We start from the raw sequence: 13,219 nt of genomic DNA, 5'->3' as shown, positions 1-13,219 counted from the left end.
CATGCCCACGATCAAGGTCATCGTCATCGGCGCAGGCACCGGCGGGCTGTGCCTGGCGCACGGGCTCAAGCAGGCGGGCATCGAGGTCGCGGTCTACGAGCGCGACCGCACCCGCGCCGACGGGCTGCAGGGTTACCGCGTCGGCATCAGCCCCGATGGCAGCCGCGCGCTGCACGACTGCCTGCCGCCCGAGCTGTTCGAGACGTTCCTGGCGACCTGCGCGCGGCCGCCGCGCTACTCCAACATACTCACCGAGAGGCTGACGGAAGTGCTGTCGCTCGGCGACGGCCGCCCGCCCGGCGACGACCCCGTCGACAGTGAGAAGTCGGTGTCGCGGATGACGCTGCGTCAGGTGCTGCTCACCGGGCTGGAGGACGTCGTCCACTTCGACAAGGTCTTCCGCGGATACGAGCGCAACGCCGACGGCACCGTCACCGCGTTCTTCGAGGACGGCACCCAAGCCACCGGCGATCTGCTGGTGGGCGCCGACGGGACGAACTCGCGCGTGCGCCGGCAGTACCTGCCGCACGCCGTACTGGAGGATTCAGGGCTGGTCGGCATCACCGGCAAGATCGCGCTGACGGCGGAGACCCGCGAGCTGGTCACGCCGAAGATGCTGCACGGCGTGTCAATGGTGTTCGCGCCCAAGGGCTACCTCTGCGTCTACCACGTCATGGAGTTCCCGTGGGACGAGCAGGGCCGGCCCAGGGAAGGCATCGGCGCGACCGATGCCCGGCTCATCTCGGGCTGGCCCGGCCTCACCTTCGACAACACGCGCGACTACATCATGTGGGGCTGGGCCGCGGCCGCTCGCCGGCTGCCGGCGGATGTGCTCGACCTCAAGGGCCCCGACCTGCAGCGGCTCGTGCTGGAGCGGACCGCAGGATGGCATCCCCACCTGCGCAGGCTGTTCGAGCTGGCCGACCCCGGCAGCTGCTTCCCGATCAACATCCGCACCTCGGTCCCGCCCGGCCCATGGCCGGCCGGCAACGTCACCCTGATCGGCGACGCCATCCACACCATGACCCCGGGCCGCGGCGTGGGCGCGAACACCGCACTACGCGATGCCCGCCTGCTGGCGCGCAACCTTGCGGCCGTCCGCGACGGCGAGTCCACACTCCTCGAGGCGGTCGGCGGTTACGAGGACCGGATGCGCGAGTACGGTTTCGACGCCGTCCGCGAGTCGCGCAAGCAGATGAGCGCTGACGGCGCCGTCCACAGGCCGATCATCGGCCGTCTGGCGCTGGCAGGCATGCGGACGGCGATGCGGACGATCAACCATCTGCCGCCGGTCAAGCGCAAGATGGAGCAGTCCCAGGCCGCCTACCGCGGCGAGGGGCGTGGGGACTAAAAGTCGTTACGCGCCACCGCGAGCGGAACAGCCGCAAAATTTCATATCACAGAGATTGATGAAAAGAACTTTCAGAGTTATCTTCATGATCGACCCTCCCGACGCAGCTCTGTCACCACGAGGCTCACCGACATCAGGACCTGGGCGCCTAACCGTATCCCCCCATACGACTCGTTCAGAGAGGCAAGCATGCCCACAACTGGCAAGCCGACCTGGCCCAAGACCCTCAGAACCACGATCACCGCCCTGACGCTCACTCTCGCGACGGCGCTGATCCCCCAAGCCGCCTCAGCGCAGGACAGCAGCGTCATGGCCGTGTCCCACAAGAGCCCGTTCAACTGTGGGAAGACCTTCTACGCCAACAACTGGACCGGAACCCCCGCCCACAATCCATCGGGCTCCATCGACTGGCAGGACTACGGGGGCGATGACATCAATGGTGAAACCGTCCGCGCCACCGCCGCGGGCACCGCGTACTTCTACGACGCGGGAAGCACGAGTTATGGCAAGTGGATAGAGATCCAGCACAGTGACGGCACCAGAACCCGATACGCCCACCTCGCGACCCAGGTGAAGTCGGCCGGCAGCTCTATGACCGTCAGCCAGGGCACCGTGATCGGGACCGTCGGCTCGACGGGCGGCGCCAACGCTCCCCACCTGCACTACGAACAGCGCACCTCCAGCGGCGCGATGGACACCAGCCCGACCGTGGACGGCGTGACCGTGTCCTTGGGCCAGAAGAAGGCCGTCACGAGCACCAACGGCTGCGGCGGCAACCCCTACACCGCTGAGGAGGTCTGCGGCAGCGGCTACTCCGTCATCGACTCCGCCGCTCTCACCGGCGGTCGCACTTACCTGCTCTACAACTCGGGTAATGGCTACAACTGCGTCGCGACGTTGAAGACGACCAGCCTCGGCACAGCGTCGGCGGTGTCGGCCTTCCTGGAACCGGAAGGGGAAAACCGGACGACCGACTCGGGCAGCTACGACTATTACGCGGGACCGGTCAAGCGCAGCGCGCCCGGAAAGTGCGTCAAGTGGGGCGGCTCGGTCGGCAGCAGCTCGTACACCAGCGGCTTCGAACACTGCGATTAGCCTTAGAACGGTGCGATAAAGAAGCACGACCTCGAAGGCCACTACCCACTCCTGGGTGGTGGCCTTCGACCTCAAATGGCGTTAATGACGGGCCGATCAATTTTCGACGACGATCGCCCCGTCGGTCGCCGAGGCAGGCGACGCGAAGAACGCGGACAGCGAGAAGAGCGTGGCAGCGGCGATCGCTAACGCGACAATAGCTTTCCTCATGGTGAATTAGGCTATCAGCCGAGTTATCGCCCGTCTGTACTGAACCGGGCACTTCTCCTTTGGCGGTTTCCAGCTATTCACCAGCCACGTGTTGGTCGAAGAAGCCGAACGTACGCTGCCACGCGTCGTCCGCCGCTGAACGGACAAGACCATGACGCAACGGAAACAGCGCGAGTTTCGCGACGGGATGATGGCCGTCGGTCATGAAGGAATGCCCGGCAGCCGGATAGATCTCGACGTCGTGCTCGATGCCGAGCGCCGCCATATGCTCCCGCAGCCGCCTGCCGTGCGACCGAAACCCTTGGTCGCGGCCACCGTAGGACCCCACGACCGGACACACCGACCGCAGCTCCTCCTGATGCCGGGGAACCATCCCATAATTCACCGACGCGGCTCGCACACCGGGCGGCGCGCCCGCCGCATACGCCAGGGCGAACCCGCCCCCCATGCAGAAGCCGATCACACCCAGCCGACCGCCATCGACGTCCTCACGACCGGCCAGCCACCGCCGGGTCGCGTCAATGTCGACCGTCGGCCGACCCGGCTTACCGGTCGCGAGCTGGTGCATAGCCCGCGCCAGGCACCCGACCTTGGTGCCGTGGCTGTACAGATCAGGCAGGACCACCGCGTACCCATGCTCGGCGAACAGATCCATCACATCAAGCATGTCCGGTTCGACGCCGTGGATTTCGTGTACGACCACCACCCCCGGCCATCCGGCCACGGGCGCCGTCCCCTCCGGCAGGGCCACCGTCGCCGCCAGTGAATCGCCGTCGGGCAACGGAATGCGCACGTCGTGTCTCATCGGTACTCCTTGGAGTGGTGGGCACGCAGCCGGGAGCGGCGCTTCAGGAACAGATGGAACGGGATGGCACGCCCAGCGGGTGAAGGACCATCTATCGAACCATGGGGAAATCCATGAAGTACAAGAAGTCATCCCTGTCCATCTGGTCGTCCAAGCGAGCGGGCGCTGCCGTCCTGGCCACGGCCGCGCTGCTCGCCGTCTCCTCTCCCGCCCTGGCCCAGGCCACCACGGGGCCGGTCCTGCCGCCGTCAGGCGGCGTGGTCTACGTCACGAACGCCCGCTCCGGTGATGTTTCCTCCCTGGCGATCGGCCCGGGGGCGGTCCTCAGACCGCTTGGGAAGCCCGTGTCCACCCTCGGAAAGTTCCCCCGGGGCATCGCCCTCACCCCCAACGGAGCCACCGCGTACGTCGTCAACAGCGACTCCGACACGCTCTCGGTGTTCCGCGTGGGGGCACAGGGCGCGCTCCAGCCGAACCCGCAGATCGTCCAGACCGGCGACGAGCCGTGGGGGGCGACGGTCTCCCCGAACGGGCGCACCCTGTACGTGACCAACACCGGCGACAGGACGATCTCGGCGTACCGGATCGGCCTCGACGGCAGACCCAGCAAGCTCGGCGACTTCCGCGCCACCTCCGACAACCCCAAGCAGACGGTGCTGTCCCCCGACGGGCGCTTCCTCTACCTCTCGTACGCCGATGTGGACGAGACCGGCGACAGCCCGCCGCGGGTCATCACCCGATTCGCCGTACGCCTCGACGGCACGCTCGGCCCCGCGCAGGACGTGGCGAAGGTCGGGCAGGCCAACTTCGGGATCGCGATCAGCCCGGACGGCGGCCTGGTGTACGTGACCTCGCTGGTCGGGCAGAACGTGTGGGCGTTCCGGCGCGGCGCGGACGGCTCGCTAACCCCCGTGCCCGGATCGCCGTTCCCCGCGCCCACCGGCCCGGTCGGTCTCAAGGTCACGCCCGACGGTCAGCACCTGTACGTCGCCAGCAACGACCCCGACGTCGACACAGCTCCCGGCGGCCTGCTCGGCTTCACGATCCTCGCGGACGGCTCGCTCAAGCCGACCCCCGACTCCCCCGTCCACACCCCTGACCGCGCCGAGGTCGCGGCGGTCGCGATCACCCCGGACGGCCGGGACGTCTTCGCCGCCATCCGGGACACGAACCAGCTGGCGGCGTTCGAGATCGGAGCGGGCGGCACACTGAAGGAGGCCACAGGATCGCCGTTCCTCACGGGCGGGGACCGTCCGCTGAGCCAATCCATCGCCGTACGCCCGGGCCCCACACCCACCACTCCGCAGTAGGGATCCGGCTGGACTCAGTGCCCGTCGCCGGATTTCCCGAAATCCCTGCAACAAACAGTGACCTTCCGGTGCAACAGCGGCGTCAAAGCCCTCCTGCACCGGAAGGTCCAATTCCACGGCCGATCGGCTCACCCAATCGGCAGTGCGCTTCTCGCTATGACCTTGGGCACGACCGATGTCTCTGACCGTCAAACGCGAGCTCCGAGCTCGTCACGCACGGTCATTGCCGCATAGGATGATCTTTCGGGTCGAAGCCGGTTCGGCCGTAGCGGTTGCGCTTGAGGGCCTTGACCCGGCTGTCGTCGCCGTACGACCCTGACCGGGCTGAATTGGGCAAGTCCGCTGTCCCGACACGAGGAGAACTGACCAGCGTGAGCCTGGCCTTCGCCACCGAGGTGGGTGGTCTCAACCGGGAGAACGAAGACTTCGTCGGCGCGACCCCTGACGCGGTGGTCGTTCTCGACGGCGCCGGCTATCCCGCACGCCTGCGGACCGGATGCGTCCACACCGTGGCCTGGTACACGCGCATGCTCGGCTCGTCCCTGCTCGCCATGCTGACGGCCGGCGAGCGCCCGTTGGCCGAGGTGCTGGCCGAGGGCATCAAGACCGTCTCCTCTCTGCACTCCTCGACCTGCGACCTCGCACATCCCGGATCACCTGCGGCAACCGTGCTCCTGCTCCGCCGGACAACGCGATCCCTGGACTGGCTGGTACTGGCGGACTCCATCCTCGTCCTGGACATGAACTCCACCGAAGAACCCATGGTGGTCAGTGACGATCGTCTGGCTGACGTCACGGCGACCCTGCGAACGCGCCTGGACGCCCTCCCCAACGGCTCCCACGAGCACGAGCAGGAACGCCTCGCTTCCGTAGAGGCCCAGCTCGAGCACCGCAACCGGGACGGAGGCTACTGGGTCGCCTCCACCGACCCCATGGCCGCCGAACACTCCCTTACCGGCAGCGTTCCCCCTGACGCGGTACGAGCTGCCGCGCTGCTCAGCGACGGGGCATCGCGCCTGGTCGACTGCTTCGAGCTCGCCAGCTGGCGATGCCTCCTGAACATCTTGGAAAACGACGGTCCTGCCGAACTCATCAACCAGGTCCGTACGGCCGAACACACCGATCCTCACGGCGCCCGCTGGCCACGCGGCAAGGCACACGACGACGCCACCGCCGTCTACTGGCAACTCTGACGCTCGAATGGGCGATGCACGCGCTCACCTGGACCACGTGCGCCTACCCCAGTTGAGCGAGGTCTTCTTCGCTCAGCTTCAGCGTGCCGGCGGCGACGTTCTCCTCCAGGTGCGCCAGTGAGCCGGTGCCGGGGATCGCCAGGATGTTGGGGGATCGGGCCAGCAGCCAGGCCAGGGCCACCTGCGGCACCGTCGCACCGTGGCGGGCGGCGATGGCGTCCAGGTGCCCGGCCTTGATCGGCTGGAACCCGCCGACAGGGAAGTAGGGGACATAGGCGATGCCGGCGGCCGCGCAGGCGTCGACCAGCGGGTCGTCATCGCGCTTGGACAGGTTGTAGAGATTCTGGACGCAGACGATGGGCGCGATCGCGCGGGCCTGGGCGAACTCGTCGGCGGTGACGTTCGATACGCCCAGGTGACGGATCAAGCCCTCCTCGCGCAGCTCGAGCAGCGTTGTCAGGAGCGCGGCCATGGACGTCTCGGAGCGGTCGTGGCCACCCATCCGCAGATTCACCACGTCCAGGCGGTCAACCCCGAGCGAGCGCAGGTTCGCCTCCACGCCGCGCCGCAGACCGTCCGGCGTCAGGCCGGTCATGTCCGCCGCCGGCAAGGCGACATCGGAGCCCTCGACCAGCGCGCCCACCTTGGTCACGATCACCAGGTCCGCCGGGTAGGGAGACAGCGCCTCCCGGATCAGCTCGTTGGCCGCCACCCCGTCACGCGCGTAGTAGTACGAGGTGTCGATGTGATTCACCCCGAGTTCCACCGCCCGGCGCAGGATCGCCAGAGCCGTCTCCCGGCTGGGCCGATCACCCTGCGGCCAGCCGGTCAGCTTCATCGCTCCGTAACCGATCCTCGCGACGCTCAGGTCGCCGCCCAAGGCCCATCGATTCATTGTCACGATCGACCACTTTATGGCGGCTGTCTTAATCGCACGCTAATGGCGCGGGATATTGTCTACGCGGCGGGCACTGTCGTCCCTCGGCGAGCCAGCTGGACGAGGCCGATCGCTTGCAGCGTCGCGGCAACGCACAAGATAAGCGCTCCGAGCGGAAGCCAGCCGGCGAACCGATGGGGGAGCCCAGTGGCACCGCCGTCACCGACCATGGTCGACCCCCACCTGCTCAGGGTGAGCAGCACGGTGTACGGATACATCATCCACAGGCCGCCCCACAGCACCAGCACCCCGAGCTTGATCCGCCCTCGTAACCAGGGCAGCAGAAGGGTGATGACGCTGAGGAAGACTGTGACAGCACCTACCGGAAACGTCAGCCTGCGCACTGTACTTCGGATCCCGACCAGATCCTCTGCCAGGCCCTCGCGATCCATAGCCAGATCGTCGAGATCCATGGTCAGGTCCGCGCCAGACCTGATGTTCATCTCCGTGTTGTGCTCGATGGTCGCATGGACGGCGTACTGAATCGCCGCATGGAGGCCGATCACGTAAATTGCTGAAAGCACAAGCCCCGACACCATCAGAATCGGTCCACGCCGGGCAGCCGCGATCATGCGATGTCGCCGCAAGCCGTCACCACATGCCCGCGCGGCCCGGGTGCTTCCCAGCGGCCGTTGTCTCCGCGCTGGTCGTCGATGATCACGCCGGCCTCGCTGACGGAGTGCTGCGCGTTGTGGTGATCCATCGGATTACCTCCTTTGACTAGGGGCATCAAACGGACAACCACCGAGCCGCGGAGAGGCTGCCCTTGCTGCCAGCGCTAAAGAGAGCGGTGGACGCCAACTTCAGCGCGCCAAGACCGATCGCCACCGCCGCCACCGCCATCCCCGCCACCGATGTACTGCGGTTGTACACCGTCGCGATCGTGGCCTGCTTCCGCACCCCAGGCCAAGATCAGTTAATCGGGTTCACGGCGAGCGAGTCTAGAGCCCTCGCCTGCCGCCCCCGGCGAGCCTCGCCGGTGGACGCGGCAAGGGTTATCAGCCAGCGTTTCCTAGCGACCCTGGGCGAACTCCCGCAGCGCGGGCGCGAGCACGTCGGCTGTGGTGCCGTGGTTCTCGCCCGGTACGGCGCGCAGCGTCGCGGTGGGCAGGAGGTCGGCCAGTGCCTGGGCCCCGGTGATCAGCCACGGCATGGTGCCGGTGCCGTGCATGACCAGGACGGGTACGGTCACCGCGGCCCAGCGGTCGCGGGGCAACGGAGCGCCGGACATGGTGGTGCCCATGATCCGCCCGTCGTAGGCGATGGTGTGCGCCACCTCTTCCACGGCGGGCCAGAACGGGGCCTGTCGCATACCGGCGACGGCCTCGGCGGGGACGCCGGCCGCCGCCGTCATGAACAGCTCCACCGCGTCGCCCGGACGGCCGTCGGCGACGCAGGCGTCGAGCCGCTCGACGTAGTCGGCCGGCAGCGGCGGGCGGCTGTCGTCGACGACGAACGGCGGCTCGAACAGCGCCAGCCGGGTGATCGGCAGACCGGCGGCAGCGGCGTGCAGGGCCAGCACAGCCCCGGAGGACCAGCCGAACACCATGGCCGACCCGCCGGCATGGTCGATAAGAGCGGCAAGGTCCTCGAACTCACGCTCCACCGCGTACGGTGCGGTGTCGGTGCTCTCGCCGCGGCCGCGGCGGTCGTAGGCGTAGACCCGGAACTCCTCGCTCAGCAGCTGCCCCACCTCACCGTTGGTCGGGTTGACCATGCGATGGGCGGTCGCCCCGTCGATCATGATCAGCGGCTGACCGTCGCCCCAGACGTCGAAGGCGATCTCAGTGCCGTCCTTGGACTGGACAGTGCCCATCTTGGTTTCCTCCGAGCTGTACCGTACGGTACTGTACCGAATTAGTGAACAGTACCGTACGGTACACCCCAGAGGGTGTCAACGGTCGCCTCAGCGCGAACTCAGGAGGGCCTGAATGCCGCAAGCCGCACCCACGCACGCGCAGACACGGCGCCGGATCATGGATGCGGCGCTGGAGGTGTTCCTCCGTGACGGCTACGTCGGCGCCAAGACCGACGAGATCGCCTCTGCGGCGGGCGCGTCGAAGCAGACGATCTACAAGCACTTCGGGCCGAAGGAGAGCCTGTTCGAGCAGATCGTGCTCGATCGCCTCGTCGGCATCGATCAGATCTTCCAGAACTCCATGGGCGACCTGGCGGCCACGGATGACGTCGAGACCACGCTGCGGGCGGTCGCGCGCCAGTTCGTCCACGCTCTTACGCAACCTTCGCACCTGCGCGTACGCCGCCTCGTCATCGCCGAAGCCGGCCGCTTCCCGAAACTCGGCCATGCCTACTTCGAGGCGGGCCCCGAGCGGGTGCACGCCGCGCTGGCGTCCTGCTTCGAGCAGCTGACCGGCCGCGGACTGCTGCGCATCGACGAACCCATCCTTGCGGCCAACCACTTCACCTGGCTCGTCTCCTCGATCCCGGTCAACAAGGTCATGCTCTGCGGCGACGACATCCGCTTCCCCCCATCCGAGCTCGATCACTACGCCGACGCCGCCGTCCGGGTCTTCCTCGCCGCCTACCGCACGCCCGGGGCCGCCGCCCGATGAGCGTGGTCGTGGAGCACGCCGCCTCCCCGGGTACTACCTTGATGTTTCTGGCCGGTGACGCCCCCGCATAAGCCAGTCGGCGAGGTGGTCGCTGAGCCTTTGGAGCGCCGCCATGGCAGCCGCCACCAGCTCCTCCTTGGGCGGATCCGCGCCCTCTGCCAGCTCCAAGGAGCGCCGCAGATCGCCGGTCAACTGGGAGAAGCGGTTCCCCAGATCCCGGTCCACAGAGAACATGGCGATCTCGGCCTTCAACGCGCCGCTGATCCACGGCTTGCTGTTTGTTATGTACGCCAGCACCGTGCCGTTGTCGATGGCGTGAGTCAGCTGGGTATCGATGTCGGCCAAGAGGAGAAAGAAGTCGATCGCGCATGTTCGGGCTTCGACCTCAAGCGCGGCTCGCCGCTCGTACCGTCTGGAAGCCAGCACCACGGCCCAGGCGGTCACCGCTGCCACGACGCCGCCGATGACGGCAGAGAGCGCACCCTGTAAAAGTTTCCCCCACCAGCCCTGCATATCGACGTTCTCCCAGGCAGCTCACGATGCCAGCCGGATTCGTTGGCCACGGCGAATATATCAAGATCATCTGAGGTGGTGGTGTCTCGTCCGTCGTACTGATCCATCAGGGCACCGCACTTGAGGGACAGGCCGCGCTGTCCGAAGAGGAGCAGAAGCAGGTCCACGCCGACTACCAAGGGATCAATCAGACGCCACGTGTCACCCCGGGGCGCCGATGGGTCTACCCGAGAACGCGATCACCGTACGGGTCGAAGGCGGCAGGACCCTGGCAACGGACGGACCGTTCGTCGAGATGAAGGAGGCCGTCGGCGGTTGGTTCATCCTCGAGGCCGACAACCTCGATTCCCGGCGACCGCCACCGCCGAGCTCGGCGGTGGCACGCCCACCCGCCATGCCTCACTTGTGGCATTACGCGACACGGCATATCGTGCCGATGTATCCAGTCGATATATCGGGTCGACGGTTCGCCGTAGCCCGGCTGACGCGGGAGCGGCGATGAGGCGGATCGACTACGACACGGAGCAGCACCAGGACTACGCGCGTGGCCGTGCGCTCACCGAGCGGCAGCAGCAGGTATGGATCAGCGCCTTCGGAGCGGTGCTGCCCGAGCGGCGTCCGCTGGTGGGACTGGATGTCGGCTCAGGGACCGGCCGGTTCACCCCCGCGCTGGCGCGAGCGTTCGGGCCGGTCACTGGTGTCGAGCCGTCGGTCCGCATGCGCGAGACAGCGCAGGCGCAGTCCCTCCATCCCGATGTGCGGTATCTGGCAGGCTCCGCCGAGGACATGCCAGTGCCGTCCGCCAGCGCCGACTACGCTCTCATGTTCCTGTCCTGGCACCACGTCCAGGACAAACCGCGGGCCGTCCGGGAGCTGGCCAGGGTGCTCAGGCCCGCCGGGCGGCTACTACTGCGCGCGAACTTCAGCGACCACCATCCCAGGCCGTGGTGGCTGGAGCACTTCCCCCGCGGCTTTGAGGCGGACGCCGCGCTGTTTCAGCCGCTGCACGAGGTCATCGAGATGTTCACGTCGGACGGCTGGCGCGTCGCCGGCTTCGGCACGGTTACCGAGCCGTCCGCCGGCACCCTCGGTGACATGCTCCAACGGCTGCGCCTGCGCACCCTTTCGTTCTTCGCTCAACTCAGTCCCGACGAGCTCGAGGCCGGCTTCCGCCGCCTGGAGCAGGCTGTTGCCGCGGATCCGGACGTACCAGCGCCCGTGTTCGCTGAGCCGCTGCTCACGCTCGAACGGCGCTAGTCAGAAGGGGCCGCTCTCCGGATAGCCGGCCTTGATGACGGCCTTGCGGGTCTTCGCGTCGAGTTTCTTCTCGCTGATGACCTTGCCCGCCGCCGGTACGGCGATTTTTACCTTGGCGCCCCAACCCGAATACTTGGTATCGGTGTGGAAGACCATCTGGTCATAGGCCGTGCTGTCGCTGTCCGGGTAGGCCGTCGTGTCGACGACCGTGCGGGTGAGCAGGTTGCGCTCATCGAAGTACAGGTGGAACTCGACGTTGCCTTTCCCGGCCGACTTGTCGTGCCGGAAGTCGGTCAGTGCGGCGGTGCCCTGGTATTCGCCGGCCGCGACTTCTGACGCGTTTTTCAGCATGAACTGCAGTTCCGCTGAAGTGACGCCCGTGTCGAGGATGGCGTTTCCGTGCCCGCTGGCCTTCGCCTGGATCCAGGAACGACCGTCAGACAGCGCCTTGGCGATGCCGGCGTTGGTCACGTAGGCGTTTCTGCCCTCAGCGATGACCCTGTAGGGAGGGTTGGGCCCTTTCGGGCGTGAGGACATGCGGACACGGAGGTCGGAAGCCGCTACATTGCCTTTGCCGAAAGCCAAGGTGCCGGCCGTGCGGGTGTTCACCTGTACCTGCATGGCTTCGTCGTTGGCGGTGAAATCGAGGGTGATGCTGCTTGATTCGGTGACCTTTACGCCTTTGCCCGGGACCAGCTGGGCCTTCAGGGCTTTCACCGGGTCCACTGGAGCGGCCTGCACGGATGCGAGGGATTCCGCCTGAGCGGGTAAGGCCACCGCGCACACGGCCGCGGCCGTTGCTACGAGGCCTGCGAAGAAGAGCTTCATCAGCGTCCTTGCTTGGGGGAATATAGCAGGGAAAAGAGTAAGAGGGTGGTGTTGACGAGATAAGAGATGTCTCGTAACGATCCTGTGCAGATCGGTGATCCCACGGCTGCTGCCGACAGCGCGTCAAGCCGCCGTACAAATTGCACAATCAGGTCACGCACGCGGCCAAGTAAGCTCGCATCCGTTACCGTCACCGACATGCCCTTCGCCTTAATTCCCAGCCCTTCCCAAGGGGTCTGGCATCTTGGATTCATCCCGATCCGGGCCTACGCGCTGTGCTTCATTGTCGGAATCGGCGTCGGTGTCTGGCTGAGCGAACGCCGCTGGCGTGCCCGGGGCGGCGCGAAAGGCACGATCAGCGACATCGCGGTTCCCGCGGTGATCTTCGGCCTGATCGGCGGCCGCCTCTACCACGTCATCGTCGACTGGCAGATCTACTTCGGCCCACGCGCGATCAAGGAGCCCTACCAGGCGCTGTTCGTCTGGGAAGGCGGGCTGGGCATCTGGGGCGCGGTCGCTCTGGGAGGCGTGGGCGTGTGGCTGGCCTGCCGCCGTCGGGGACTGTCCCTCGGCGCCGTGGGCGACACGATCGCGCCCGGCATCGCGTTCGGGCAGGCGATCGCCCGCTGGGGCAACTGGTTCAACCAGGAACTGTACGGCAGTCCGACCACGTTGCCGTGGGGCCTGGAGATCGACCAGACGCACGGCGGCTGGCCGGGCGTGCTCTACCACCCGACCTTCCTGTACGAGTCGCTGTGGGACGTGGCGCTCGGATTCGGGCTGATCCTGGCCGGCAGGCGGTTCACGCTCCGCCACGGCCGCCTGTTCGCCCTCTATGTCGCCGGCTACACGCTGGGGCGGTTCTGGATCGAGGGGCTGCGGATCGATCCGGTGGGCGGGGTGGACCACGCGGTGACGTTCCTGGGGCTGCGGATCAACCAGTGGACCTCCATCGTGCTGTTCATCGGCGCACTGGTCTATCTCTGGGTGACTCGTAGCAAGGACAGCGAAGAGATCGTGGTGCCGGCTTCGTACAAGCAGGACGGCTCGTACAAGCGGGACGGCGGGGAAGCCGCCGAGACGGTGGATCCGACCGACCAGGCCCTCGCGGAGGAGGACACCCGCCGGGCTCCAGGAGGTTCTTGAC

The 13,219-nt window shown here is 67.0% G+C and carries 15 protein-coding genes; 8 read left to right on the top strand and 7 right to left on the bottom strand.

Annotated features, from left to right (window positions below; translation table 11 throughout):
* The first annotated feature begins 1 nt into the window (after nucleotide 1).
* Nucleotides 2–1,351 (top strand): FAD-dependent oxidoreductase, encoded by a 1,350-nt coding sequence (locus LDL49_RS48580; protein ID WP_225301748.1) that lies wholly within the window; start codon nucleotides 2–4, stop codon nucleotides 1,349–1,351.
* Between the two features lie 189 nt (nucleotides 1,352–1,540).
* Nucleotides 1,541–2,446 carry a M23 family metallopeptidase gene (locus LDL49_RS48575; RefSeq protein ID WP_225301747.1) on the top strand — a complete coding sequence of 302 codons (906 nt, stop codon included), beginning with the start codon at nucleotides 1,541–1,543 and terminating at the stop codon, nucleotides 2,444–2,446.
* Between the two features lie 283 nt (nucleotides 2,447–2,729).
* On the opposite strand, the gene LDL49_RS48570 is transcribed toward LDL49_RS48575, so the two are convergent.
* Nucleotides 2,730–3,461 carry a dienelactone hydrolase family protein gene (locus LDL49_RS48570; protein ID WP_225301746.1) on the bottom strand — a complete coding sequence of 244 codons (732 nt, stop codon included), beginning with the start codon at nucleotides 3,459–3,461 and terminating at the stop codon, nucleotides 2,730–2,732.
* A 113-nt stretch (nucleotides 3,462–3,574) separates the two neighbouring features.
* On the opposite strand from LDL49_RS48570, the gene LDL49_RS48565 reads away from it, so the two are divergent.
* Nucleotides 3,575–4,771, top strand: a complete 1,197-nt coding sequence (locus LDL49_RS48565) for a beta-propeller fold lactonase family protein (protein WP_225301745.1) — start codon at nucleotides 3,575–3,577, stop codon at nucleotides 4,769–4,771.
* A gap of 371 nt (nucleotides 4,772–5,142) precedes the next feature.
* Nucleotides 5,143–5,964, top strand: coding sequence for a protein phosphatase 2C domain-containing protein (locus LDL49_RS48560; RefSeq protein WP_225301744.1), 822 nt, complete (start codon nucleotides 5,143–5,145; stop codon nucleotides 5,962–5,964).
* Between the two features lie 43 nt (nucleotides 5,965–6,007).
* On the opposite strand, the gene LDL49_RS48555 is transcribed toward LDL49_RS48560, so the two are convergent.
* The 4 genes from LDL49_RS48555 to LDL49_RS48545 all read right to left on the bottom strand — a co-directional run bounded on the left by LDL49_RS48555 (nucleotide 6,008) and on the right by LDL49_RS48545 (nucleotide 8,717).
* On the bottom strand, nucleotides 6,008–6,859 hold the full coding sequence (locus LDL49_RS48555; RefSeq protein ID WP_263656483.1) for an oxidoreductase: 852 nt from the start codon (nucleotides 6,857–6,859) through the stop codon (nucleotides 6,008–6,010).
* 62 nt (nucleotides 6,860–6,921) lie between these two features.
* Nucleotides 6,922–7,473 carry a hypothetical protein gene (locus LDL49_RS48550; protein ID WP_225301742.1) on the bottom strand — a complete coding sequence of 184 codons (552 nt, stop codon included), beginning with the start codon at nucleotides 7,471–7,473 and terminating at the stop codon, nucleotides 6,922–6,924.
* The gene (locus LDL49_RS57730) at nucleotides 7,470–7,604 is read right to left on the bottom strand and encodes a hypothetical protein (RefSeq protein ID WP_263656478.1); all 135 of its coding nucleotides are present in this window, start codon (nucleotides 7,602–7,604) and stop codon (nucleotides 7,470–7,472) included. Before LDL49_RS57730 ends, LDL49_RS48550 begins: the two co-directional genes overlap by 4 nt.
* 309 nt (nucleotides 7,605–7,913) lie before the next feature.
* A complete protein-coding gene (locus tag LDL49_RS48545) occupies nucleotides 7,914–8,717 on the bottom strand; it encodes an alpha/beta fold hydrolase (protein ID WP_225301741.1) in 804 nt (267 codons plus the stop codon).
* A 115-nt stretch (nucleotides 8,718–8,832) separates the two neighbouring features.
* On the opposite strand from LDL49_RS48545, the gene LDL49_RS48540 reads away from it, so the two are divergent.
* A complete protein-coding gene (locus LDL49_RS48540; protein ID WP_225301740.1) occupies nucleotides 8,833–9,474 on the top strand; it encodes a TetR/AcrR family transcriptional regulator in 642 nt (213 codons plus the stop codon).
* Between the two features lie 33 nt (nucleotides 9,475–9,507).
* On the opposite strand, the gene LDL49_RS48535 is transcribed toward LDL49_RS48540, so the two are convergent.
* Entirely contained in the window at nucleotides 9,508–9,987 is a 480-nt protein-coding gene (locus tag LDL49_RS48535) for a hypothetical protein (RefSeq protein ID WP_225301739.1), read from the bottom strand.
* Nucleotides 9,988–10,204: 217 nt separating this feature from the next.
* Here LDL49_RS48535 and LDL49_RS59515 point away from each other — a divergent pair, with 217 nt between their 5' ends.
* Nucleotides 10,205–10,489 carry a YciI family protein gene (locus LDL49_RS59515; RefSeq protein WP_225301738.1) on the top strand — a complete coding sequence of 95 codons (285 nt, stop codon included), beginning with the start codon at nucleotides 10,205–10,207 and terminating at the stop codon, nucleotides 10,487–10,489.
* Nucleotides 10,486–11,244, top strand: a complete 759-nt coding sequence (locus LDL49_RS48525; RefSeq protein ID WP_225301737.1) for a class I SAM-dependent methyltransferase — start codon at nucleotides 10,486–10,488, stop codon at nucleotides 11,242–11,244. Before LDL49_RS59515 ends, LDL49_RS48525 begins: the two co-directional genes overlap by 4 nt.
* On the opposite strand, the gene LDL49_RS48520 is transcribed toward LDL49_RS48525, so the two are convergent.
* Nucleotides 11,245–12,072: a hypothetical protein gene (locus LDL49_RS48520; protein ID WP_225301736.1), complete on the bottom strand. Its 828-nt coding sequence runs from the start codon at nucleotides 12,070–12,072 to the stop codon at nucleotides 11,245–11,247. It lies immediately after the preceding gene.
* 198 nt (nucleotides 12,073–12,270) lie between these two features.
* Here LDL49_RS48520 and lgt point away from each other — a divergent pair, with 198 nt between their 5' ends.
* Nucleotides 12,271–13,218 (top strand): prolipoprotein diacylglyceryl transferase, encoded by a 948-nt coding sequence (lgt, locus tag LDL49_RS48515; protein WP_225301735.1) that lies wholly within the window; start codon nucleotides 12,271–12,273, stop codon nucleotides 13,216–13,218.
* Nucleotide 13,219: the final 1 nt, after the last annotated feature.

Origin of the sequence: Nonomuraea aurantiaca (genome assembly GCF_020215705.1) — a bacterium.
Taxonomy (GTDB): Bacteria; Actinomycetota; Actinomycetes; order Streptosporangiales; family Streptosporangiaceae; genus Nonomuraea; species Nonomuraea aurantiaca.
This window is presented reverse-complemented; position numbering and strand designations above follow the sequence as displayed.